This window comes from Maridesulfovibrio ferrireducens (genome assembly GCF_900101105.1).
Lineage (GTDB): Bacteria > Desulfobacterota > Desulfovibrionia > Desulfovibrionales > Desulfovibrionaceae > Maridesulfovibrio > Maridesulfovibrio ferrireducens.
The window spans coordinates 192,262-218,037 of record NZ_FNGA01000001.1 but is presented as its reverse complement, the minus strand read 5'-3'; the positions used below and the strand labels follow the sequence as shown (position 1 = coordinate 218,037).

The 25,776-nt window shown below is 42.9% G+C and carries 17 protein-coding genes; 9 read left to right on the top strand and 8 right to left on the bottom strand.

From position 1 onward, the window contains the following. Window positions 1-23 precede the first annotated feature (23 nt). Entirely contained in the window at window positions 24-1,703 is a 1,680-nt protein-coding gene (locus tag BLT41_RS00930; RefSeq protein ID WP_092157353.1) for a DUF389 domain-containing protein, read from the bottom strand. 236 nt (window positions 1,704-1,939) lie between these two features. Beyond that, the gene (gene nhaB / locus BLT41_RS00925) at window positions 1,940-3,562 is read right to left on the bottom strand and encodes a sodium/proton antiporter NhaB (protein ID WP_092157351.1); all 1,623 of its coding nucleotides are present in this window, start codon (window positions 3,560-3,562) and stop codon (window positions 1,940-1,942) included. A 325-nt stretch (window positions 3,563-3,887) separates the two neighbouring features. Between nhaB and BLT41_RS00920 the strand changes: the two genes are divergently transcribed. Continuing rightward, window positions 3,888-6,347, top strand: a complete 2,460-nt coding sequence (locus tag BLT41_RS00920; protein ID WP_092157349.1) for a PEP/pyruvate-binding domain-containing protein — start codon at window positions 3,888-3,890, stop codon at window positions 6,345-6,347. After that, window positions 6,331-7,410: a protein-tyrosine phosphatase family protein gene (locus tag BLT41_RS00915; RefSeq protein ID WP_092157347.1), complete on the top strand. Its 1,080-nt coding sequence runs from the start codon at window positions 6,331-6,333 to the stop codon at window positions 7,408-7,410. Before BLT41_RS00920 ends, BLT41_RS00915 begins: the two co-directional genes overlap by 17 nt. A gap of 17 nt (window positions 7,411-7,427) precedes the next feature. On the opposite strand, the gene ablB is transcribed toward BLT41_RS00915, so the two are convergent. The 3 genes from ablB to BLT41_RS00900 all read right to left on the bottom strand — a co-directional run bounded on the left by ablB (window position 7,428) and on the right by BLT41_RS00900 (window position 10,794). After that, window positions 7,428-8,264, bottom strand: coding sequence for a putative beta-lysine N-acetyltransferase (ablB, locus tag BLT41_RS00910; RefSeq protein ID WP_092157345.1), 837 nt, complete (start codon window positions 8,262-8,264; stop codon window positions 7,428-7,430). Then, window positions 8,254-9,567, bottom strand: a complete 1,314-nt coding sequence (gene kamA, locus BLT41_RS00905) for a lysine 2,3-aminomutase (protein ID WP_092157343.1) — start codon at window positions 9,565-9,567, stop codon at window positions 8,254-8,256. The genes ablB and kamA overlap by 11 nt, the downstream gene beginning before the upstream one ends. Before the next feature lie 390 nt (window positions 9,568-9,957). Further along, the gene (locus BLT41_RS00900) at window positions 9,958-10,794 is read right to left on the bottom strand and encodes a LuxR C-terminal-related transcriptional regulator (protein ID WP_092157341.1); all 837 of its coding nucleotides are present in this window, start codon (window positions 10,792-10,794) and stop codon (window positions 9,958-9,960) included. Window positions 10,795-11,024: 230 nt separating this feature from the next. Here BLT41_RS00900 and BLT41_RS00895 point away from each other — a divergent pair, with 230 nt between their 5' ends. The 5 genes from BLT41_RS00895 to BLT41_RS00875 all read left to right on the top strand — a co-directional run bounded on the left by BLT41_RS00895 (window position 11,025) and on the right by BLT41_RS00875 (window position 18,534). Further along, a complete protein-coding gene (locus tag BLT41_RS00895) occupies window positions 11,025-12,263 on the top strand; it encodes an alpha/beta hydrolase (RefSeq protein WP_170830278.1) in 1,239 nt (412 codons plus the stop codon). A gap of 152 nt (window positions 12,264-12,415) precedes the next feature. After that, a complete protein-coding gene (locus BLT41_RS00890; protein WP_092157337.1) occupies window positions 12,416-12,793 on the top strand; it encodes a cupin domain-containing protein in 378 nt (125 codons plus the stop codon). A 95-nt stretch (window positions 12,794-12,888) separates the two neighbouring features. Then, window positions 12,889-14,049, top strand: a complete 1,161-nt coding sequence (locus BLT41_RS00885; RefSeq protein ID WP_092157334.1) for an efflux RND transporter periplasmic adaptor subunit — start codon at window positions 12,889-12,891, stop codon at window positions 14,047-14,049. Continuing rightward, the gene (locus BLT41_RS00880) at window positions 14,046-17,291 is read left to right on the top strand and encodes an efflux RND transporter permease subunit (RefSeq protein ID WP_092157322.1); all 3,246 of its coding nucleotides are present in this window, start codon (window positions 14,046-14,048) and stop codon (window positions 17,289-17,291) included. The genes BLT41_RS00885 and BLT41_RS00880 overlap by 4 nt, the downstream gene beginning before the upstream one ends. A gap of 52 nt (window positions 17,292-17,343) precedes the next feature. Continuing rightward, complete coding sequence (locus BLT41_RS00875; protein WP_092157321.1) at window positions 17,344-18,534, top strand: anaerobic nitric oxide reductase flavorubredoxin; 1,191 nt, start codon at window positions 17,344-17,346, stop codon at window positions 18,532-18,534. Between the two features lie 55 nt (window positions 18,535-18,589). On the opposite strand, the gene BLT41_RS00870 is transcribed toward BLT41_RS00875, so the two are convergent. Continuing rightward, a complete protein-coding gene (locus BLT41_RS00870; protein WP_092157320.1) occupies window positions 18,590-19,981 on the bottom strand; it encodes a two-component system sensor histidine kinase NtrB in 1,392 nt (463 codons plus the stop codon). Between the two features lie 100 nt (window positions 19,982-20,081). Continuing rightward, entirely contained in the window at window positions 20,082-20,441 is a 360-nt protein-coding gene (locus BLT41_RS00865) for a translation initiation factor Sui1 (protein WP_092157319.1), read from the bottom strand. A 170-nt stretch (window positions 20,442-20,611) separates the two neighbouring features. Between BLT41_RS00865 and BLT41_RS00860 the strand changes: the two genes are divergently transcribed. Beyond that, on the top strand, window positions 20,612-22,564 hold the full coding sequence (locus BLT41_RS00860) for a methyl-accepting chemotaxis protein (protein ID WP_244512164.1): 1,953 nt from the start codon (window positions 20,612-20,614) through the stop codon (window positions 22,562-22,564). Between the two features lie 147 nt (window positions 22,565-22,711). Then, complete coding sequence (locus tag BLT41_RS00855) at window positions 22,712-23,095, top strand: pancreas/duodenum homeobox protein 1 (RefSeq protein WP_092157317.1); 384 nt, start codon at window positions 22,712-22,714, stop codon at window positions 23,093-23,095. A gap of 82 nt (window positions 23,096-23,177) precedes the next feature. Here BLT41_RS00855 and BLT41_RS00850 read toward each other — a convergent pair whose 3' ends face one another. After that, window positions 23,178-25,763 carry a radical SAM/SPASM domain-containing protein gene (locus BLT41_RS00850; RefSeq protein ID WP_092157309.1) on the bottom strand — a complete coding sequence of 862 codons (2,586 nt, stop codon included), beginning with the start codon at window positions 25,761-25,763 and terminating at the stop codon, window positions 23,178-23,180. Between the last annotated feature and the right edge of the window lie 13 nt (window positions 25,764-25,776).

The window sequence follows — 25,776 nt, the reverse complement described above, 5'->3', positions numbered from 1 at the left end:
GATGTCTTCCCAGTGAAAAGTGATCAGTCCACTTTGAATCGTTTACGGGAGCCTGTGGTTGAAAAGAATTCAAGAGGTTTTAGCCCCTCTCTACTGATAATTGCCTCAGTTCTTGAGTAGACATAAAGTTTGACCGGGGCTCCAATTTCTTTAGTAAGTTTTTTCTCTATGCTGTTGATTTCTTTGCTGGTAATCAATCGCTCGCCTGTGATGTCGGCAAGGACCTTCCAGCCATCTGCAGTTTTTTGTGTGTCAACATAGATAGGGAAAATATTACGTATGTTTTTGAGAAGCTGCATGGCTGAATCTTTTACTTTTTTCGCTTTTGGGGACTCTTTTTCTGAGTAGACTGTTCCAAAAAGGTTTCTGCCGTTACGTGTGATGTCATTACTTTTGAAGAAACGGACGATTAAAGTCAGGTTTTTTTGTTTAGTTCTGTCTCTCAGCATACGTTCAATTTTTTCAACATCTTCAGGCAGCGGTTTTTCCGGTCCGCTGATTTCTGCGATGACTGCGTGCCCATTTTTAAGATTCATATGGTTAATAGAGGAGAGAGTGTACCACGGATAGTCAGACATGAGACTGCGTAGTAATAGTTCTGTGTGCTCAAGAATTATGACTTTGCTGTCAGCTTTAATTCCTTTCTTTTTTTCTTCTGCATTGACAAGAGCACTGCTGTTGATTTTGGTGCTTGATGAAATGCTTTGGGTTATATTTGTGCGTACGATGATTTGTACTGGCATATTAAGGGTCTGTGAGGATTCTTTTTCAATTTTATTTACCACCTTTGCATCTAATGACTTGGGTCCTTGTAAGATAATAAATCCGCTGATAATGCCGTCTGTAATTTCATGCTGCACGTCCTTAATGGCCGTATTGGGAGTGGAGGAAATGGCCTGCATGGTGATTGTTCTCAGGTTTTTGTTTATTTTCCGGGAAGTCGAGACCTCTATGAGTGATTTGGTGAGAAGTCCCGCTACAAGGATAAGCCCGATAGTCGTTATTGAAAAATGTTTGATAAGTCTTGGTAGCGGTTCATTTTCGGAATGTGGAATGAAGCCGGTCATAATGAACAAAGCGCTTGCCACTGAAAGAATAACCAGAAAGTTGGCAAAAAATAGCAGAAATGCTCCCCAGGCGTTAGTGTATTGGTGAAGGGCAAGACATAGGCCGCTGGTGCAGAGAGGAGGCATCAGTGCGGTTGCGATAGCGATCCCCGGCATGACCGGACTTACTTTTTCATCAATCAGGGCCACTGTTCCGGCAATTCCGGCAAATGCTGCTACACCGAGATCCAGCAGGTTGGGTTTTGTTCTGGTTATAATTTCATTAGTTATTTCAAAGAATATCGGGAAGCACCCAATCAGGAATGCTCCGCCTACTCCAAGCAAAATCCCAGCGGTCACGGAAAAAACAGAGTCACGTATAAGGGGAAATTCTCCGCGTACCAGTCCTAGAGATACTCCAAAGATGGGCATCATAAGAGGAGAAACGAGCATGGCCCCGATAACAACCGCCGGACTGTTTGCCATAAGTCCTATGGAGGCAATGAAAGCGGCAACCACCATAAGCAGATAGTACATGCCGCTGGCTACTGAGTTGCGGGTGATGTCAGTGATAAGAAATTCACGACGGGCATCACTGACAAACAGTAAAGGAACCTTGGCTTTTGTTCTCGGTTTTCTAATAAAAAAAAAGCCCATTATTTCCTCCGATTAAAAAGTTTAATCGTTTCGGGGTACAAAATTGAAGATTATATTGGTTATATGTTGTTAGCCTTTTTTAATTGAGGAGTCTATTAATCCTTGTTTTTTTTAGGTTGAGTGCTGTGTTTTATGATGTGATCCAAGTTGTTTTTTAATATATTAAAAAGGCTGCCTCCTGATGGAGACAGCCTTTTTTTGCAAAGTAATTTGTAGTTAAAATGTTTAGATCAAAACTATAACAAATAGTTAACAGCCGCGAGACCCATGAGAGACATAGTGATGGTGTAAGGTAGAGCCAGAAGCACCATCCGACCATAAGAAAGCCTGATAACCGGAGCAAGAGCCGAGGTCAGCAAGAAAAGGAATGCTGCCTGACCGTTAGGAGTTGCAACACTTGGAATATTGGTTCCGGTGTTGATTGCTACTGCCAGCTTATCCAGATTTGTCATAATACTGAGCGCCTGAGTTGCTGCTGCCTGTGGTAAGCCAGCAACTGCATCAGCCCTTGCAATATGAGGGTCGGTCAGTTTGTCCATCAGAGCCTGCCCGGTCATTCCGATGTCGGGAATGGCTCCGAGCAAGTGAACAAAGTGCATTTTTGTTTCGGAGATATAAACGGTAGCGACAAAGACATTGTCAGAAATAGCCGAGAGCAAGCCGTTGGCAATATAGTATGCAACAAGCTGGGTTTGGCCATGCAGGCTGAGCACGTAATTAATGATAGGATGAAATAGACCCTGATCATGGATTACGGCTACAACTGAAAAGAATACTACGAGAAGAGCGGTAAAAGGCAGTGCTTCCTCGAAAGCTTTTCCTAAATGATGTTCTTCAATAACACCGTTCATAGAAGTGAGCAGAATAATAACTGACAGGCCGATAATACCGACCGCAGCAAGGTGTAAAGCTAAGGCAGCAACGAGCCATATACCTGTTATTGCCTGAATGAATAAACGGACCTTACCTTTCTGCCCTTGTTGTTCTTCCATTTTAATAGCTGTTTCAAGTAGGTGAGAACGAATGTTTCCGGGCAACTGTGCTCCGTAGCCGAAGATATGAAAGTATTCAACGGTTACGCAGGTCAGCAGTCCTGTAGCTAAAACAGGCATTGATACAGGCACGACTTTCATGAAGAATTCTACGAAGTGCCAGCCCATTTCACTGGCGATGAGCAGGTTCTGAGGCTCTCCGACCAGTGTGCAAACTCCGCCGAGGGCTGTTCCTACAGCACCGTGCATCATAAGATTGCGCAGAAAAGCTCGGAATTCCAACAAATCTTCACGGTTTTTAGCAATGACAGCCTGATCGTTACACAGGTCATGGTCACAGTGCAGGGTCTTTCCCGAGGCGAATCTGTGATAGACATTGTAGAATCCATAAGCCACGGCGATAATAACAGCGGTTACAGTCAAAGCATCAAGAAATGCTGATAACACAGCACCCGCAAGACAGAACAGTACTGAGATAACTATCTTAGAACGAACTCGAACGAGAATGCGGGTAAATGTGAATTGCAGAAATTCTTTCATGAAATAGATCCCTGCGACCATAAAGATCAGCAGCAGGATTACTTCAAAATTTTTGATAGCTTCATGATAAATTGTCTCACTTGAAGTCATGCCCAGAAAGACTGCTTCAAATGCAAGTAATCCACCGGCTGGCAAAGGATAACATTTCAGAGCCATTGCCAGTGTAAAAATGAACTCTGCAATAAGTGCCCAGCCAGCTACAAATGGTCCGGCAACGAGCATAAGGCACGGGTTCAAGGCCAGAAAAAATAAAATGGTCAGTTTGTACCATTTAGGGGCAGCTCCCAGAAAGTTGCTGCCTAGTGCTTGCAAAAATGTAGGTTGCATCAAATTCTCCTTTTTGATGGACATAATTAGGCTGTTAGCGAGTATTGTCGTTATTAATATATTTTATTACCGCAATAATTATAAGGACTTACTCCCTTTCGGCTATAGCATACAAAACGCAAAAGTGTTTTACTCCTGAGTATTTAATCAGTCCAGTGTAATAATAGGTTGTTGATTTGAGATTATTATTTTCATATATAAAATTAGTGTTGGTTTTCTGCCATCTTGGAGTAGGGTTGCATAGCAGGCAATAATATCTCTGGATCTTTAGTGTCGATGAACTCGAATCCAAGAGTGTATAAATTCTTGAAAGGGAACGGGGCTCATGCAGGTCAAACAACTTTTTAAATATTGGACGTATCTTTTTTTTGCTCCGGGCGCTCACCTTAGGCATAAGTATTCGGCGTTTAAGTCTCTTTTAGTCCATGATGCTACTGCCCTTGAATTAATTGCTGATCTTGAAGACGTCTTCTACAGTAAAAAAAAGGTTGATAATCAGCGCGTGATCTGGCTGATTCATCGGTTATCATTGGCAGTTGAGGCTATGACCGGGCAACTGGTCGAAATGAACCCCCTTCGTTATATGAATTTAGCGGAAAATTTTCGTAGAATAGACGACTGCGTAAAGCTTGCTGTTGATCATGATCTGCCTGACTCAACCCCTCCTTATATTCTCTCTCTTGGTAGTGCAGCAGACTTTCCTGGTTTGGCCGGAGGCAAAGGGGCTAATCTTGGGCGTGCATTTAATGAAAGCAGTGTTAATGTTCCGCCCGGTTTTGTTGTGACTGCGAATGCTTTTAATCTGTTTATTGATTTTAACGGGTTGAGAGAGGCTATAGAAAGTCGTTTAAGTCTCATGGAAGTTGATAACCATTCCCTCCTTGCGAAGCTTACCCTTGAAATACAGGAACTGATTTTGGCCGCGGATGTTCCCGATGAAATTGCGGACGGTATCAGTTTGGCTATGTCGGAGATGTTTTCGGAGGAGGGGTTGATAGCTGTCCGCTCAAGTGCGTTGGCCGAAGACGGTGATATTTCTTTTGCCGGACAATATGCCAGTGAACTCAGTGTGCAGAAAAAAGATGTGCTTGAAGCTTATAAACGGGTTTTGGCTGGTAAATTCTGCCCTCGAGCTGTTTTTTATCGGATTTCTAACGGACTTTCCGACAGCGAAACGGCTATGGCTGTGTTGATTCTTCCTATGGTTGAAGCTGAAAAAGCGGGGGTTATCTATTCTAAGAATCCTGACTCTCAGTTCCGTAGTGAAAATATCTGTATCTATGGAGTTCACGGGCTTGGTGATTCTTTGGTAGATGGAAGTATTTCTCCGGCAAAAGCTTTTCTCTCCCGAGATCCTGAACCTAAATTGATCCGAATCAATTCTACAAAGAGGGATGCTCTTCCAAGTGAGGCAACTATTCTTGAGCTCGGACGGATTGCCATGCGGCTTGAATCTCTTTTCGGCTTTCCGCAAGACATTGAGTGGGCTAAAGATTCTTCCGGCAATGTTTATATCTTACAGACACGTCCGATACAGCAGAATACAGATAAAGCTGCCGAGGTTCACTCACCAATAGAGAACACTCCTATAGTCAAAGGGCTTGAGCGTGCGTCACTGGGAGTGGGATGCGGTGAGATTTATTTTGCAGTAACCGGTAAGGATTTTGCGAATATTCCTGAAGGGTCGATCGTTGTTACACCGACTCTTAAGCCCGTACTTTCTCTGTTTATCTCTAAAATGAACGGGGTTATTGCCGGCACAGGCAGCCGGGCAAGTCATTTTGCATCCGTTGCACGTGAGTGTGGTCTACCTGTTTTGGTCGGCGACACTCTAGGGAGTTTTTCAGCAGGACAATTTGTGACGGTTGACGGGGTGGATGGAGCGGTGTTCGATGGCTGTGTGGAGGAAGTGGTAACTAGAAATTTTAAGAAAGAGAAAGTTGCACAGCGAGTCTTTGATTTTTCCTCCAAGGTTGCGCCTTTTACTGTAAAACTGGACCTTACGGACCCTGAGTCTGCTGATTTTACGGCTGAAGGGTGTTGTTCGCTGCATGATTTAGTTCGTTTTTGCCATGAAAAATCAGTAGAAGAAATGTTTTCATTGGTGGATAAAATGGGTCGCGGTATGGGCGCGGCAAAGGAATTGAAAAGTGAATTACCTCTGGTTATGTATATTCTTGATCTCGGTAAGGGATTGGTTTTAAACACAACTAAAAGGGGTCACATAACTCCTCAGGATATAAAGAGTCAGCCGATGTTGGAGCTTTGGAGGGGGCTGGCCAGTCCTATGGTGAAATGGTCAAAGGGACTGACTCACATAGACTGGGAGGAGTTTGACCGGGTCTCTGCCGGAATATTCAGTGTTAATTCTAAGTTGCTTGCTAGTTACGGCATTGTTTCGGAAGACTATCTTCATCTTATGATTCGTTTCGGCTATCATTTTTCTGTAGTGGATTCCATCTGCGGACCCAACGCAGGGGCGAATTATATTAATTTTAGATTTAGAGGCGGCGGATCTGAACTTGAAAACAGGCTTTTACGGTTGGAGTTTATTCGCCGTGTGCTTGATCATTACGGATTCGAAATAGAAATACACGGGGATATGCTTGACGCCATATGTTCCAGAATCAGTGAGAAAGATACCTGTGTTTTGTTAAATATATTGGGGTATCTGCTGGCGGTTACGCGACTGATGGATATGCGTCTTCAAAATGAAAAACAAGTGAAAGCCGAAGTCCGGCTGTTTATTGAGAGTGCGGAGAGGCTTGATGGAAACTGTTCATAATAAACCGGCTTATCATCTGACATGGGTTACGGATCAGCTTGCCGTGGGGTGTGCTCCCATGAGCTTTGTCCAGCTTAAATCTCTGGAGGAGCAAGGGGTGGATGCCATCCTGAACCTGTGCGGTGAGTTTTGCGACCTGTATGACATCGAGAAAGATGCCGGGTTTGATGTCTATTATCTTCCGCTCGAGGATGAAGAGGCTCCGGGGCTTATTGAACTTGAAAAGACTCTGGAATGGCTGGATGAAGCTATTTATCTAGGTAAAAAGGTTTTGATTCATTGTCGTCACGGTATCGGGCGGACCGGAACAATTCTCAATGCTTATCTGCTTCGTCGGGGGCTGGGTCACAGACTGGCTTGGAAAGCTTTAAGAAAACTGAGATCCAAACCTGCCAATTTCGAGCAGTGGTGGGTCATTCGTAAATACGGCAAAAAGAGCGGCAAGTTAACGATTCGTGAACCTTATCTGGAATTCAAAAGGCTGGTTGATCTGTCACCTTTTTTTAATGATTATGATCAATTGATTCAGCGCGTTGAATCTGTAGCTCGTGAGTCTGCACAAGTTGTAGCCTGTGGACTTAATAATGATCAGTGTTGCCGGACTCCGGTCAGTCTCACCTTGGTGGAAGCCGTACATCTCAGTCATCAGATTAATCTGGAGCTTGGTCACGAAGAACGTCTTGCTGTTATTGAACAGGCTGTTGAAACGGCTTGGGCTGAAAGGAGGGCTTCATCTGAATTGAGCAAAGAAAAAGGAGTTCTTGAGTTTTGTTTGTCCGGGGCAGGCTCTGTTTGTCCGCTGCTTAAAAATAAATCCTGCCTTCTATTTGATGATCGTCCTTTGCAATGCAGGGCTTTCGGGTTGGATCTTTCAGAGGATGGAGAATTGTGGGGCGAGTTTCTGATTCCCGCATTGAATAAGATTTCTTCGGAGATTTGGTTTGCTTACACCGGAGTTTTGTCTGACGCAAAAATGCCGCTCTTTTCTTTGCCGGACGTTGTTTCCGGTAAGTTTATAGAAACTCTTTTCAAACGTATGATGGAGCAGGGTATTAGTGAGTAGCTTATAAATGAAGCTCTTCAGGATAGATGCTTAAACCATATATTCATTGTTTCCAGTCCTCCGCTGATATTAGTATTATTCGGGATTGTTCCAGAATAAGTATATCCGGCTTTGGCAAAAAGAGAATTTACTCCATATGAACAGGCCCGTGCAATTGTGAAAAAACACTTTTTACCTGTTGCGGCGGATTCTTTTTCGAGCTTGTGCAGTAATGACCCGGCTATGCCTTTTTTGCGATATGCGGGTAGAACTGCAAAGTCGGTTAGTTCCGCACTCCAACCGTCTGATCCAGCTTCGGCTGAAGCCGCGCCGATTAATTTGTCATTGTGAAAAACTCCATAAAAACAACCGTTTTGATCCATTTCATGTTTAATGAAATCAGCGTCATGGACAGGGAAGGGATAGGTGCTGAATATCTCTTTGTATAAATCCGCTAGGGATTGGCAATCCTGAGCAGTTAATTTTCTAAGTTTCAACCCTTCTTCAAGTTTGTTATCAACCCCTGCTCCGGATTTACTTTTAGCAACAGCAATGACTTTATCAAGCTCACTCTGATTTTTAATGGTTTCACGCCAAGGTTGTCTGTATAAGCTTAAAAAAGATCCGTCATCATTAGAAAACAAATTCGGAACTGACGCTTCTTCTGTAAATCCTTCTGCTACAAAGTCTGGCAAGCAAGCTCTTGGAATTTTAGCAAAAATCTTTGAGACATTGGCTGCTTCGGCTCTGCTTTTAAGCTTAAAAAGAATTTCAGGCATATCGTCCGGTGACAGGTCCATCAAATAAATTCTGTCATTAAGCGGACCAATCTGAATTTTGCTTTGACCGATTGAAATTATTTTATCAGGAATCATTGGCACATCTTTCAGTTCTTTCGTTTTCTTCAGGAGTCAGGCTGAGTGTTTCATCCCAATCGGAGAGCAGTTTTGCAATTCCGATGGGGTTTTCTTCTGCGTCATCTTCCATTAATTGCAGGTTGCAATTCTCACAGTCGCGGTCGCAATAATTGCATTCGTAGGAATCAGGCTCGGCGTAAGTGGTTATTACTCCTTCGTAATTTCGCAAAATGACCTTGTTTGTAGCCCACGATACAATATAGTTCGGCATTACCGGAATTTTACCGCCACCGCCGGGAGCATCAATGACATAGGTCGGAACAGCAAATCCACTGGTATGTCCGCGTAAGCTTTCCATGATTTCTATCCCTTTACCCACTGGAGTTCTGAAATGTGACAGCCCTTCGGAAAGGTCGCACTGGTAAAGGTAATATGGGCGGACTCTGTTTTTTACTAATTTATGATTGAGCGTTTTTATAAGACGCGGACAGTCATTGACTCCGGCTAGAAGGACACTTTGATTACCGAGTGGAATTCCGGCATCGGCAAGTTTTGTTAAAGCCCTTCGCGAAGATGCAGTCAGTTCACGTGGATGGTTGAAATGGGTATTGATCCAAAGAGGATGATGCTTCTTCAACATATTTACGAGTTTGTCCGTTATTCTATACGGCAGGACAACAGGCATACGTGTTCCGATTCTTACAACTTCCACATGGTCAATTTCACCTATTTTAGTGAGCAACCAGTCCAGTTTTTCATCGGAGAGCATGAATGGATCTCCTCCGGAAAGCAGAACATCTCTGATTTGCGGAGTGTTGCGGATGTATTCCAACCCTGCTTCAAGCTGGGCTTCGCCGGGAATGGAGTCTACATCTCCCACTTTTCTTTTGCGGGTACAATGTCTGCAATACATTGCGCAGAGATTACTGACATGAAATAGAACTCGATCCGGATATCTATGAGTAAGGCCCGGTACAGGGCTGTCTTCATCTTCATGTAAGGGGTCAACCATGTCGCAGCGGCTGATTATCAGTTCGCGCGGATTTGGGAATGACTGCTTGAATACTGGGTCGTTTTCGTAATTATCTGTATGAATAAGAGATAAATAATAAGGTGTTACAGCAAGAGGGAATTTCTTGAGTGTTTGTTCGTGTAACCTTCGTTGCTTATCGGTGAATTTTATGCCGAGCGCTTTTTCAAAACCGGAAACTGTCTTTATTGAATTGCGGATATGCCATTTCCAATCAGTCCAGTCCGTTTTGGACGAATCTTCGTCTAAAATGTCGGATAATTGCTGCTGATGTGAATTGTATACTTCCATTGTAAGTCCTTTGACAGCCGTGTCGTTATAAATAATGTAAAATCGATAAGGTAGAAGGCGTTAAAAAGGGTTATTAAAGCCTGTTGTTACACGCGATAATTTTTAATGTTAAATTTTTGTATGTCGTAAAAAAAGTCAGTAATATGCTTTGTAAGCATATTATGAGTATGTAAAATATATATTTTAACGCATTGAGAATGCAAATAGATATTAAATAGCAATAAAAGTAATTTGTTTTACATCAGTAAAATTAAATTTTAGAGTGTAAAGCATTAAAAAAAACAAAAATAAATTGAGTAATTGTTCTTATTTTTTAATTAAATCAAACTAACAGGTAAGTCACAAGGTGACTTACTGGGTACTTAATGGGTAGTTTTGGTACCCATTAAACTATGAGTTGTTTTGATGCTTGAGGTAGGAAATGAGTGAAATTTTTTTCCCGCGCAGGCCGAGCTTGCGCCGGATATTTTTACGATGAGTCAGAATCGTATCTACAGAAAGACCCAGCAGTTCCGCGGTATGTTCACTGCTTTTTCCCGCTTCTATGTAGCGGCATATTTCAATTTCGCGAGGAGTAAGCTTAAGTAGAAGATCTTCGAATTGATCTCCTGTTTTTCCTGTAAGAGCTTCTAATCGTTCTTTAATAAATTTTCCGAAGCTTTTTCGCATTTGAGGGAGTGGTTCTTTAATCATTCTATCAAGAGCGGGTATGATCTGCTCGCGTACTTGCAATGCAAAATCTTCGTGCATGTCTTTTTTTTCTTCTTCTACCGATTCGATGACGGACCGTAAGGCAACATTCATACCGTCGACCTGTTCACGAGTTTTTTCAAGTCCACTTTCAAGACGTTCTTCATATGTCTCATGGAGTTCAACCAGAGGGGCATTGTTGGTAACAATGGCTAAAAATCCGTCTGAGCAAAACGGGACAGGTAGTGAGATGAGTCTTAAGGAATAGCTCCCACCGCTTTCTCCGTATGGTATTTCATGAACATTTTCTGTGGGGTAGAGTTTAACAAAATTAGATATGTTGTCAGTTTCTACTCTGAAGACACTCCAAAGAGTGTTGCCGATTAACTTGTCCTCGAAAAAAGATTGCGCGGGTTTATTGGCGCGGCAGATAATTCCTTCGTTGTCTGCAAACAGAATGAAATCAGAAAAAGATTCAAATACTTCTGATATTTGTTCCGGCAAACGATCTGGGTTGTCCTGATATTCAGAATCCAAAAAGTATCTCCTTATTTAATGTTGATTTACTGTATATAGATTTCTTTTGCACTGAATACAATGGTCGTAAAAAAGTACAACCTGTATAGACAAAAGATTAAGAGCCCTTTATTGTAATAATTATGCAAAAAATATTCTCATATATCAGACCTTATATATTGATTTTATTGGCAACATTAAGTTGTTTCGTAATAGGTTGTTCCGCGAAAAGCTCTTATACTATAGATTTAATGCCTGCTCCTTTATTGTATCATCAGAATACTTCGGAAGTTTTCAATTTAACCTATCCTTTTACAGGGGCGGATCTACCTGAGTTGTTTTATGCAACGAATAGAGAGCCTTCGCCTGACCCTTCTGAAATGTATGGAGTTAAACGCGGAGGAGTGCTTCATTTGGGTACTGCCGAGATTATGATGGGCAAGGGGGATTTCAGTTGGGAAGAGGCTCGTCGTATTTCTCTGCTTAAAAACAGAACAGACAAGTATCCGCTTAAAGTTAGAAGTGTAAACGAAATAGGTATCCTCGGTCTCAGTTTAACTCCTTTTTACGCCGACAAAATTCTAGAAAAGGGAGCTGTTGTCAAAGATGTTCAATTTGCTTCTCGAATTAATCGTCAGTTAGCCCAATCACGCGGCAAAGATATTTATATATATGTTCCGGGGTACAAGGTTAACTTTGATAACCCGATTCTCGTGGCTTCGGAGCTTTGGCATTTTCTTGGCTATAAAGGTGTTTTCGTGGCTTTTTCATGGCCTGCAACTCCAAAGACGCTTGCTTATTTGTCGGATCTTGAAACAGCCGAATTGTCATCTTATTATTTGCGGATTTTTATTGAATATCTGGCAAAATCAACCAAGGCTGAACGAATTCACGTATTAGGATATAGTGCCGGAACTCAGGTTGTGGAAAAAGCTATGTTTCAACTGACACTTGCATATAAGCATGCGCCTAAGGACTCTATCAAGAATCTCCGTCTCGGGCATATTATGCTTGTAGGAAGTGATCTTGATGCGGAGATATTCGGAGCCAATCTTCAGGAAGGAATGCTTGATGTGGCGGATGACATGACTGTTTATATGTCTGGAACTGATACTGCTTTAGGTCTTTCAAGCTGGATATTTAACAGGGCCAGACTTGGACAGGCTCCCAAGGATATGGCGGAGTCTGTGAAAACATATCTTGAAGATAATCCTAAGCTACGACTGATAGACGTTACTAAGGCTTCCTCGGCAAATACAGGAAACGGTCATGCCTATTTTCGGCAAAGTCCGTGGGTCAGCAGTGATATTTTGATGACGCTTATGTATAATGCATCGCCGAAGGAGCGAGGATTAGTAATGGAAGAAGGGTGGCCTGTCTGGACATTCCCGGCTGATTACATGGAAAGATTGAAGGAAGATCTAACGCGGAGACTGTCCAAAAGTACTTCAGATGGAGCTCTCGCAAAAACTCCGAGAAATGCTGAATAATGCGGCCCTTCGTATAATTACGATATAATCGTTGTGTCGTATTTTCAGTATCCTTATGATTAATACATGTAATTCTCGAGTTTCGTTTTCTATGTTTTAAAAAATGGTGTATTCTGTCTTCATAGTTCGAAAATTCATTCAAAGGAGAAGTCATGGCAGACTCAAGCTTCCTTTCAAAAGTTCCTAATCCGGTGACTATTAAAAATATTGATCATGGCAAAGTTGTAAATCTGGTTGATCTGGTTACCTATCAGGATGGGCAGGTCGTCAGCAGAACGTTGTCGCAACACAAAACAGTGACTCTTACCCTGTTCGCCTTTGAAACTGGAGAAGGGATCAGCACTCATACTACTCCGGGTGATGCCATGGTTCAGGTGCTTGACGGCACCGCCGAGGTTACAATAGACGGGGATGTTTTCACTGTCGGGACAGGACAGTCGATTGTTATGCCTGCGAATACTCCTCATGGCCTTAAGGCCAAGGAGCGCTTTAAAATGTTGCTGACCCTTATTAAAGAAAAAGCAGTATAATTTATAAATAACTTTAAACGGGAGAAGGTTCAAATGGGCCTTCTCCTTTTTATGTTTTAAAGGGTTGAGAAGTCTTTGACTCTCGGAGATTTAAGATGGGTAAAAAATGTTTTTTGGTTGCCGGGTTGGGAGTCGGAGTTACACTGCTGGTCTTATGGCTGGCAGGTGTTTTTAATTCAGGTGTAATTCAGCCGGGGCGGGTTGTTCCTACCAGACCCGTTGAAGAACCGGCTTTGACCGATCAGGCTGAAATAATCGTAGTTCCGGTTATGTATGAAGCTGTCGGAACTATACGGCCTAAGACCGAAACCAATATTGAAGCTCAAGTCACAGGTAAAGTTCTTAGTGTACTGGTTCGCGCCGGTCACAAAGTCCGCAAGGATGACAAGCTTATAGTGCTCGATAGTCGCGGTTTTCAGACCCGTCTGGAAAGTGCCGAGCAGGGGCTCAAGTCTGCCGAAGCTTCACACCGTCAGGCAGGAGAGGCTATCAACGCGGCAAAGGCTGCATCATATACAGCAACATCCACATGGAAGCGCATGAAGACCTTATTTGACAGTAAGGTTGCCACACTTGACGAACTTGATCGCGTTGAAGCTCAATATTTACAGGCAAAGGCATATCTTGCACAGGCTAATGACGGGCTTGCGGCGGCCTCTGCCGGAGTTAAGCAAGCCTCGAAGGCTGTAGAAGAAGCCCAAATAAATTTAGGGTATACTACAATTTCCGCTAATACAGATGGTGAAGTTGCCAAGCGGATGGTTGAGCCTGGTGACATCGCGTTTCCCGGTAAAAGTCTTATGCTTATTCAGACCAGCGGATCGCTTCGTCTGGAAGCTCTGGTTCGTGAAGGAGTAATCGGAAAGGTCAGGCCCGGTGTAAAATTGTCGGTCGAGGTTCAGGCTCTCGGTGAGCGGACAGTCGGAATTGTAGAAGAAGTTGTTCCGTCTGCCGATCCTTCCACACGCTCTTTTCTGGTTAAAATAGGACTGGACCCTATCCCCGGATTATATCCCGGTATGTTCGGGCGTCTGCTCGTTCCGCTCAGGGAAAAGGACGTTGTAGTTGTGCCAGTGCATGCAGTTTCGCGGGTGGGGCAGCTTGAAACTGTTTTGATAAAGAACGGAGAAGTATGGGAACCCGTGTATGTCCGTACCGGAAATGTCTACGAAGATAAGATAGAAATTTTGTCCGGTTTGCGAGGTAATGAGACTCTGGGGATGACCGCACTGGAGGCAGGTGGAGAATCAAAATGAGTACTCCTGACGCAAACCATGAAGGTGAAAAGTCCAAAGGTCTGATTGCATCGACTGTCCGTTTCTTTTTACATTCAAAACTTACCGTTATTCTGGTGATCGCTTCTGTCCTGCTCGGAGTTGCCGCTATTCAATTGACCCCGAGAGAAGAGGAACCACAGATCGTTGTGCCTATGGCGGATATTGTGGTTCAGGCGCCGGGTGCGGGGGTGGAGGAGGTTGAGAAGCTTATTACCACGCCTCTTGAACGCCTTTTGTGGCAGATTGACGGTGTTGAGTATGTTTATTCCATTTCCCGCCGCGATACCTCTATGGTGACGGTTCGCTTTTTTGTCGGGGAGAATCGGGAAGAATCACTTATCAAGCTGCACAATGCCATTACTAAAAACGCAGAGCTTGTTCCGGGTATAGTCTCAGGGTGGGCTATTAAGCCTGTTGAGATTGATGATGTGCCGATAGTTGCGTTAACTTTATATCCTTCTTCCGATCATCCCGAAATTTCAGATTTTGAACTGCGCCGCGTGGCAGAAGAACTGTCGCAGCGACTTGCGGAAGTGGAAGATCTTTCGCGTATCTCTCTGGTTTCCGGTAGATCCCGTGAGATTCGGGTTGAGCTTTATCCCGAACGTATGGCGGGATTAAATGTTTCGCCCATGAATATCGTCAAAGCCTTGGACGGCGCAGACCAGTCTGCCGTGGCCGGAACTGTTCTTTCGGGTAACCGTGAGATAACTATATCAGCCAATTCTTTTCTTGAATCTGCGGAAGATGTACGCAATTTGATAGTTGGGGTTTTTGATTCAAAGCCTGTCTACTTACGTGATGTTGCAGTTATAGAGGACGGACCGGAAGAACCTTCGTCTTATTCAAGGATAGGTTTCTCAAGGCTCTATTTATCCCGCATAGAACAGGATGCAGAACAGCCTTCACTTCCGGCAGTGACTATTGCCTTGTCAAAGAAGAAAGGAAGCAATGCCGTCGACGTTTCCGAAGCTGTTCTTGCACGCCTTGATCAGCTTAGAACGACAGTATTACCCGCTGGAATTGAGGTGGAAATCACCCGTGATTACGGCAAAACTGCTGATGCGAAAGTCAGCGATCTGTTAAATTCGCTCGGTTTTGCGGTTTTTACCGTGGTTCTTTTACTTGCTTTCACTCTCGGCTGGCGAGAAGCGGCGATTGTTGCTCTTGCTGTTCCTGTCAGTTTTTCTCTGGCCCTGTTCGTCAATTATATGCTGGGGTTCACTATTAACCGTGTAACTCTTTTTGCTTTGATTCTTTCACTCGGGCTGGTGGTGGACGATCCTATTACTAATGTGGACAACATTCAGCGCCACATTCTCATGAAAAAAAAGAAGCCGGCCGAGGCTACCCTTGATGCTGTTTCCGAAGTTCTGCCGCCGGTGATCATGTCCACTTTGGCAATTATAGTTTCCTTTGTTCCGCTTTTCTTTATTACCGGAATGATGGGGCCTTATATGGCCCCTATGGCTGCCAATGTGCCACTGACAGTAATATTTTCAACGATTTGCGCACTTACTATTGTGCCGTGGCTGGCCTTCCGCCTTTTAAAAGATATTAAGCCTAAACCCGGCTCCGAGCTTGATTCCGGTCCCGGTAAAATTGAGCGTTTTTATTCATGGATTATTACACCGTTTCTTGAATCATCAGTTAAACGCTGGATGCTGTTATGTGGTATTGTTTTAGGGCTGGTCTTCTCAATTGCGCTTGCTGGAATGCGATTTGTTCCACTCAAAATGCTTCCGTTTGATAATAAAAATGAATTTCAGATTGTTATTGATATGGATGAGGGAACACCTCTCGAGCAGACCGACAGAGTGGTTCGTGAGTTCGAGCAGATTTTGCGGGGTGTGCCGGAGGTTACAAATTTCGTAACTTATGCAGGCGAGCCTTCTCCAATGGATTTCAACGGGCTGGTCCGCCATTATTATTGGAGAAACGGTGGGCATATGGCAGATATCCGCGTTAATCTGGCGGATAAATCTCAACGCAGTGAACAGAGTCATGCCATTGTGCTCAGGCTTCGGAATGAACTTGAAGCTGTTGCCGAGCGCAACAACGGTCGGATTAAAATTGTTGAATCTCCTCCCGGACCTCCGGTTATATCGACCATTACTACAGAAGTTTATGGTGCAGAGGACCGTCCTTATTCAGCTCTGATTGAAGGGGCGGATCAGATTGAGGGGATTATGGCAACTGAATCCGGGGTAGTCGATGTGGATGATTCCACCGAAGCTGACCGGATCATGGTTGATTTTGTGCTGGATAAAGAAAAAGCGGCTTTGCACGGGGTTACCGCTCGTAGCGTCGTGGCGACCTTGCAAATGGCATTATCCGGTATGGTTCCGGCTACGGTGCATGTTGAAGGGGAACGTCGCCCCTTGCCTGTGAAACTTATTCTTCCGCGAGTGCGTCGTTCTGATGCGGGTACTCTTTCACAAATCAAAGTTAAAACTTTAGATGGTAAATCTGTTCCGTTGGCTGAACTTGGTGAACTTGTAGAGATTGATCAGCAACAACCGATTTATCATAAGAATCTTAAACGGGTTGTTTATGTGTTCGCTGAAATGGCCGGGCGTGCCCCGGGTGAAGCTGTGCTTGATATGCAGTCGAAGTTGAAAGCTGATCCCCTGCCGCCGTTTATCTGGTCTGAATGGGCGGGAGAAGGTGAATGGCAGATCACGCTTGATGTGTTCCGTGATCTGGGACTGGCTTTTGCCGCGGCCCTGCTCGGTATATATATTTTATTGGTGGTGGAGACAGGTTCATTCGGTATGCCTCTTCTTATTATGAGCGCGATACCTTTGACTTTGCTGGGAATTATGCCCGGATTCTGGCTGCTCAATCTGATAGGGGCGGGAGAAGTTGCGGGAATGGTCGGTGAAGCTTTTGCTGATCCGATATTTTTTACAGCGACCAGTATGATCGGGATGATTGCGCTGGGTGGAATTGTTATTCGTAACTCTCTGGTTCTTATTGATTTTGTGCGTAAATCGATGGCTGAAGGAATGGAACTTAAAACGGCTCTTATCCGTTCCGGGGCTGTGCGTTTACGCCCTATAGTGTTGACGGCTGCCACAACTGCTCTCGGAGCATGGCCCATTACTTTGGACCCGATCTTTTCCGGCCTCGCATGGGCTTTGATTTTTGGATTGCTGGCCTCAACTCTGTTTACTTTGGTTGTTATTCCCGTTGGATATTATGTTTTTGAGAGGGATTAATTAAAATTACGTTTCTTGAATTGCTACTGAACCATCTAACAAAGGCGGAAGTATGTCAGTACAGATAACGGATGCAGTCAGTTGGGTAGGCAAGGTTGATTGGCAGATTAAAAAATTTCATGGTGAAGAGTATTCAACTCACCATGGAACGAGTTTTAACTCCTATCTGATTCGGGATGAAAAAATAGCGTTAGTGGAAACCGTTTGGACCCCGTTTACCTCTGAATTTCTTGATCTGCTTGAAAAAGAAGTAGGTCTACAGAATATCGACTATGTAATTATGAACCATGGCGAACCTGATCATAGTGGCGGGTTTAAAGAATTAATGCGGCGTATTCCGGATATTCCGGTTTATTGTACAGCCAACTGCGTTAAGTCTCTTAAAGGGCAATATCATGGTGATTGGAATTTCAAGGTAATTAAAGCGGGTGAGACTCTTTCGCTTGGAAAACGTGAACTGGTTTTCATTCCTGCGCCGATGCTGCATTGGCCTGATACAATGATGTGTTATCTGACAGGTGATAATATACTTTTCAGTAATGATGCCTTCGGGGAACATCTTGCCACAGAATCATTATATAATGATCTTGTTGATGAATGCGAATTGTTTCAGGAAGCAATGAAATATTATGCGAATATACTTACTCCGTTCAGCAAACTTGTAACCGCCAAGATTAATGAAGTTGTCAGTCTGGGCGTGCCGGTAGATTTTATCTGTCCCAGCCACGGGGTGGTCTGGCGGTCCGACCCTATGCAGATTGTAAATAAGTATCTGGAGTGGGCCGCAGATTATCAGGAAAACCAGATTACTGTCATATATGACACCATGTGGGACGGAACCAGACTTATGGCGGAGTCTATTGCGCAGGGTCTTCGTGAAGCTGATGACTCGCTTGCAGTTAAGATTTATAACTGCGCCACCGGAGATATGAACGATATTATCACTGAAGTTTTCAAGTCCAAGGGTGTTCTTGTCGGTTCGCCTACGTTTAATAAAGGTATGCTGGCATCTGTTGCTGGAATTTTAGAAGAAATGCGCGGATTGGCTTTTAAGAACAAAAAAGCTGCCTCTTTCGGGTCTTATGGTTGGAGTGGGGAATCTCCGAAGGCAATCGCGAACAGATTAGATGAAGCCGGATTTGAACTTGTCGGGGAAGGACTTAAAATAATGTGGCAACCGGATGATGAAGCCTCGGAAAAATGTCGAGAATTCGGTCGTCAATTTGTAAGCTCTTTTAAATAAGATAGATGTTTTATACGGATCGCATCAGGTTTTATCTTTGGCGCTGGTGCGATCTTTAAGAGCACTTCTCTTCTACTCTGCTTGGCAGTGTGATGGTAAACAATGTTCCCACTTCTGGGACACTGGTTACACTCATTTGGCCGTGATGTAAGTCTGTGATGATAAAATAGGAGATAGATAAGCCTAATCCGGTTCCTTTTCCTACTTCTTTTGATGTATAGAATGGATCAAAAATCTTGTTTTGGATTTCTTCAGTCATCCCCGGGCCATTGTCTTCGATTTCAAGAGTAACCTTTGACTCTTTTGAACTTATCCGCAGTATAAGTTCTGGTGCTGTTCCTTTCTCGTAATTTTTTTCAGACATCGCTTCCGTGGCGTTTTTTAGCACATTCAGAAAAACTTGCTGGATCTCATTCGCAAGGCAGCAGATCTGGGGAATATCTTTTCCAAATTCGCGCGTGATTTTTATCTGTTTAAAGTCAAATTCTTTATTTAAATTGTAGTCGTTAGAAATTAATTCAATTGTTTCATTTAAAAGTTCATTGATTTCACAAATGCAAAGTTGTTTAACGGCCTTGTGGCTGAAACTGAGCACGTTGTGCACTATTTTTGAAGCTCTTAATCCAGAATCAGAAATAGAATTTAACATGCGATTGACCTCTCTTTTGTTTAGGTAGCTACGCATATCATTTAATGAAATTGAGTTTTCTGCCGCTGTTGCAATATTTTTGTCTGTGTCAGCGTATATACGATTATAAATGTTTTGAGATGCCCCCATGATTGCAGAGAGAGGATTATTAATTTCATGAGCGATACCGGCTGCCAATTCACCTAAAGAACTCATTTTTTCACTTTGAACCAGAAGCTCCTGAGTTCTTTTCCGCATGGTTATATCTCGAGCGACCCCCAAGCAGTAACGATTTTGATCTTCGTCAAATATGTATGCAGATATTTCGATGGGAAAAATCGATCCATCCTTACGCTTGTGGTGACTCTCCAGAGAAAAGGAGTGATCATTATTAACTGTGTTAATAAAATCAGACCACTCGTGAAGATTGGCATCGGCATCAATGTCATTAAGTTCAAGGCCAAGTATTTCTTCCCGGGTATAGCCTAGCTTTTCGCATGCAGAATTATTGACATCAATGATATTTCCCTGTGAATCTGCCAGATAGATAGGATCAGCGATATTGTTCAGCAATCGTTGGTAGCGCCTGTGGCTTAGTTGCTGTGAACGAAGGTGTTTTTTTATCAATCCATAAACTAATAAAGCCGTTACAAAGACATAAAACCATCCCTTGTAAGTTTGAAGACGGTTAACCCTGTCTGCATCCTGTACAAGGAGTAGTAAAATTTTGTCGGATAAAAGTATCCATAAACAACCGAAAGCGGCGTAAATGGATGCTATTCTGATAGCTATTAAGGAAAGCTTGGTTTTACCCGCCACCTGTGTTCTCCGAATTGAGTTAATTCAAAAAAAGAGACTTACAGGTAATGTAGCATTTATTAAGAATTCTACGCAACCTTGAGAATTTTAATTTTACGTTTCACCCTCCAGCCAGTTTGACTTTATAACCGAGTTTTTCCAGTTCAAGCTTCAGAGCTTGTCTGTGGTCTCCCTGAATTTCAATAATTCCGTCCTTGAGAGTTCCGCCGGTTCCGCATTTAGCTTTTAGAGTCTTGGCTAGCTTTTTGAGATCGTTCCCTTCAAGAGGCAGACCTGTAATAAGTGAGACTCCCTTACCTTTGCGTCCTTTGGTCTGGCGTTCAATACGTACAATTCCGTCGCTTTTGGGGATGGATTTTTGACCGCAGGTGCAGTTTGCTTTTGGGCGATTGCAGGCCGGACATATGGTTCCGTGGTCGGTGGAATATACAATGGTGGATTGTTTTTTGTTTTGAGCCATATTTTTTAACCTAGTTGTTTTGGGTTTGCAGTCTCTGATGGAGATAATTATTTCCACTTTATTTTACAACCTTAATCGCTCTTTATTATTTTTAAATTGAGATGTATAAGAGGTTCGCTTAAATGGCATAGTGTCTGTAATTTTAATAGGTTGTTCCTGTCGGGAGAGGTATGAAGTTATATAGAAATATGAGTTTACGGAATAAAATTATGGTTCCTGTGGGCTTTGTAGTCCTGTTGGTTATGGGGATTACTCTTGCTGTGCTGGTTACTCGTTTTCAGGATGTAACCCATGATGATGCAAAAAGTATCGGTATGGAGATGTCTGCGCGGTATGGGCAGACTATCAAAATTGATTTGGATGGAGCTTTAACTGCCGCAAAATCTTTAGCTCAGACTTTTGAAGGTATAAAACAATTTTCAGCCACACCAGAACGCGGTTTAGCTAATGAAATTATCAAAAAAGTTGCTGATTCTAATCCAGCGATAGTTAGTTCATGGGTGGCTTTTGAGCCTGATCAATTTGACGGTAGGGATGCTGATTTTGTTGGAACTCCCGGGGCTAATAAAGATGGGCGATATGTTCCGTGGTATCGTACCGGACAGAGTATGTCATATGCTACAGGGTTGAATGGGGACTGGTATCAGGTCTCTTTTCGCACGGGGAAAGATTATCTTGTAGATCCTACAGAATATGATTTTGGGGGATCAAAAGTTACGCTGGTTACTGCATGTGTTCCTATTAGACACAATGGAGTTGTTATCGGTGTGGCCGGTGTCGATATGGACGTAGCGCAGATGGCTAAGCTGACAGAGTCAGTTGCTCCATTCGGAACAGGGTACGGGTTTTTGATAAGCCAATCTGGAAAAGTGGTAGCGCATCCTGACTCAAATTATATAGGGAAAAGCGTTCGCAAAATTGTCCCTTCTCAAATGGCGCAGCAAATTTCTTCTTCTTTGAAGACTGGTAAAGTTGCTATTAATTATTTGAAGAAAGACGGGGAAGAATACGAGCTGATATTTTCGCCATTTTCGATTAGCGGGACTGACGAGAGATGGTGTCTCGGCGTTGCTCTTCCCATGAGCAAAGTGCTTGCAGCTTCTAATGAAGTTGTCTGGCTGTCCGTATTTATGAGTATTGGTTCTATCCTTATTTTGATTTTCATTATTTATATTCTTGCCAGATCTATCGTAGCTCCCATACGCGAAGGAGTTGCTTTTTCTCAGCAGATAGCTTCAGGAAATCTGAATGCTTCACTTGATATTAAACAAAAGGATGAAATAGGTCAGCTTGCTGCCGATTTGACAGGGATGGGGCATAAGCTCCGGGCAGTAGTCCGCAATGTACGTGAATCTGTTGATTTGGTTGCCTCCGGCAGTAGCGAATTATCTGCCACTGCTGAAACTCTTTCGCAGAGTGCAACTGAGCAGGCGGCTAATGTCGAAGAAGTTGCAGCAAGCATGGTTCAAATGGTGACGAATATTACCCAGAGTACCGAGAATGCTCTTGAGACTGAGAGAATGGCTCGTCGTTCGGCAGAGGATGCTGAAGAAGGCGGAAGGGCTGTGACCCAGACTGTTGAGGCTATGCGTCAGATTGCAGATAAAATATCAATTGTTGAAGATATTGCCCGCCAGACAAATTTACTGGCCTTGAATGCGGCTATTGAAGCGGCTCGTGCCGGTGAACATGGTAAAGGATTTGCCGTTGTCGCGGCAGAGGTCCGCAAGCTGGCCGAACGTAGCGGACAGGCTGCTGCCGAAATTAATGCTCTATCCGCCTCAAGTGTTGCTGTTGCTGAGTCTGCCGGGAACATGCTTAGCAAAATGGTTCCTGATATTCAGCGGACAGCAGAACTTGTTCAAGAAATTGCTGCTGCATCAAGAGAGCAGGACTCGGGAGCTGAGCAGGTCAATCGTGCGGTAACCCAGCTTGATCAAGTAATACAGCAGATAGCCTCGGCGGCGGAAGAAATGTCCGCTACATCTGAAGAGTTAGCGGGGCAGGCTTCCCATTTGCACCAGACTATGTCCTTCTTCAAGATCGATGATACAAATGCATATGGTGCAACAAGTGTTAAAAATATGCGTGCAATAAGCGATAATGAATTCGATAAATTCTAGTTGGTTTTTGAGTAAATAAAAGATGAACGCCGGGCAGGATATTGATTCTGTCCGGCTTTATTTTTTATTTATGGTTGAAAAGAATTATGCTTTTTTGTATGGCAACACTAGATTGCTTTTATTAATAGACAGTACAGGAGAAAATCTATGGGTCAGTATGGTGATGTTTTTATCGATCAACTGCTTGAATCTCTTTTCCCGGCAAGCCGTTCTAATGATTTTTTTGAGGCTCTGTTCGGAGATGCGGAAGAAGGCAGCTATGATATTGAGCTTGGATATGTTGGAGATTCAGGCGATATTGTGAATTTTGAGTTGCGTCTAAAAGAGCGTCCCGGATGCTGTCTTGCTTGTAATTTGACTTATGGTTTGCCACAGGTTTTTTCGCGTCACCCCATTATTAATATTCAAGGGCTGGCTGAAAAAATTGGCGAAGCAGTAGGTAAAAGCGAAAACGTAAGTTGGAAACTCGGTTCCACGCAAGAGAAGAATAAGCAGTTGCACGTCATCCCGTTGATTGTTTCCCTTTCATAATCAATTATTGAAAAATAGACTTTTCGGGTTGGAAGACCTTTGGCGGGAGCCAAGGTCTTAAGGCTTTTATTTGTTTTATGGTCTATTTGTGAGCTCTTTGTGACTTTTTGCTTCTGCGGATTAAATTTGCAACCAGATATTTAAGTCTTCTTACAGGAACAACAGCTGTCGCCGGGCAACGCAGGCACACCGGATCGGTAATATTTCCGGTTATCAGTTGTTTTCGCAAATCATAGTATTCTGCATTATGCATTACTTCACTTATAGAATTGTCAGGCCCTATCTTGCCCATTGATTTACCACGTATACAACAAGAGTATAAATCTCCGTCGGGCATTATGTAAGCAGAGTTCCACGGATACATACACTCTCTTGTTTCTCCCAGTCCGGGGATTGTCGCTTTCTGTTCATAAAATCTTCCAACGCCCTGAATGTTTTGCATCGGTGATCCGAGTTCAACAGGTTTTACGGCTATATCAATGTCGACATCGAACTCAGATTTCGCTTGCTCAATGGCTATCTTGCTTTCAACCATCTGGTCCCAATTTGCTATGAGATTAAGTGAAATATTGTTTTCTTCTGCAAGTTTGCGAGCGGCGTTGACCTGTTCTACAGCTTTAAGGAAATGGTCATCTTTCAATGCAAAAATACTGTTTACAGGCAAATTATGTTCATCGAAATAGCCTAATTCGTTGAGCTGTATTTCCGTTACATTATTAGAATTCGCCATATTTACCAAGTCTCCTAATTGTGAAACAACTTCATCAACAAGGGTGCAGCACCATTGAATTATTGGCTGTTTCCGGCCATTTTTAAGAGCTGCGGCACTAATTTTATGCATGTTTAAAAGCATGGTTTTAAGGCTGGCAGGGGGGCGAATTTCTTTAAGTGTTTTTTCGTCAGCAGTATCAATACTCAATTGGATGTGATCGAATTGGCTTAAAATGAGGTGCTCTTCATCCGTTAATTTCATATTAAAATTTGAACAGATATGTAACTTAACTCCTTGATCCAGAAGTTCCTGTGCATACTTAGTCCACCCTTTACGGTTCAGCATTTCACCGTAGAAACCAAGAGTAGAGTGTTTAACACCTGTGTTTTTAATATAATCAACGATTTGACGAACCATTAATTCGTCCATGTCCTTAGTACCTTTAGAGGTGAGCTGAAAACAAACAGTATCAAGAACTGGAGCCGGGTATTTTAAGTCATGGTCAGTAAGAATTTCAGAAAAACAATGACTTTTTTCATTCTCGGGGTATGCAAGAAGAGAGCTGATGGTAGCTTCTGCTTTCCGGCTGATTTCATTCCATTTTTCACTTATCTGATTACAGTGAAAATAAATTTCATGTGTTACATATTTCCGATGGAATTCATCAGTATAATCCTTTATCCATCCCAAAAGAGAACTCATCTCAACCTTTGCGTCTGTTTGAATAATTCTCGTTTCGCACTTGCTCAAATCAAAGCCGACCATTTCATCGGAATCCTGTACAATATAAATGTCATTGAAATCTCCGCATATCTTTTGAACGCAATCATCATCAACTGTTCCTTTAAAAGCCTGCAATTTAATAGGATATACCATTAATGGGTGCAGGTGAAAATTGTGAGCAACGACCCCTTCACCTGGGACTTCCCAGAAAAGTTGAGATGGCCATCCACTGAACTTTTCCGCATCAATAAAACAACTTTTTGTGTCAGGATGCCAACGATCAAGAGCCATTTCAACTAAATCTCTTTCTTTGATAGAAACTTCGAGCTTGTCGTCAGACAAAAAAATATTATTCAGAGCAGGCAAAAAGTCTTCTTTACTGACCCGCATTGTCCCTATCATGACCGCATTATATCCTTCTGAAGCTTTCTGATAAATTTTTTTAAATGTTGACCCAGAAAAAACTGCATCAGGAGCCAGAAAAACTAAACGAGCTCCGGCTAGGTGAGCTTTGCGGACAGAGTGTTTATGGCAAAGAATCATCATTTCATGCTTGTTTTTTTTGTCTGTGTAGCACAAATCTATTGAATAAATGCGAACGTCTATGGTTTCTTTAAGCTTAGTAAAAGTTGGAGAAGATTTAATATATTTAGCATCCTTAGGGGTTGTGTAGATAATGTACAGCGATCTCGAATCTGTATTCAGGGCATCGATATTTCCGGCACCGAGTTGGGTTGGCAATATGGAGTTCATAAAGCAGGAAGTAAATTCTTCGCCCCACACAACAATTATCGCATGGAAATAAATTTTATCAGGTTTATTTAGAGGCTCATCAGGATTGAGTCTGAAATCTTCATAAGGGAATATATCAAAGTCGGCGGAATTGTATCCGTGTTGGAAGTATTGCTTGCGGATTGTTTCATTCTCAGGGGTCGAAGAAAATGCTTTGTAAAACATTTTTTTTGCTTTTTCATGTTGTCCCAGGATGGCATAGGTCTCAGCCAGATTATTTGAAAAATCTAAATCCGGCTCAGCTAAAGCCGAATACTTTTCAAAAAAACAAGTAGCAAGGGAGGGGGCTCCGCACTGTAAAGCTATATTGGTCAGAATTTTTAGAGCGCTGGTATTGTTAGTGTCGGACTTAAGAACTCTTTTAGCTAATATTTCAGCATCCAGAAATTTTTTTTCAGTAAGAAGAATAGAGGCTTTATCCAGTATTTCTGTATTTTTCATTTTCTCTCCGAAT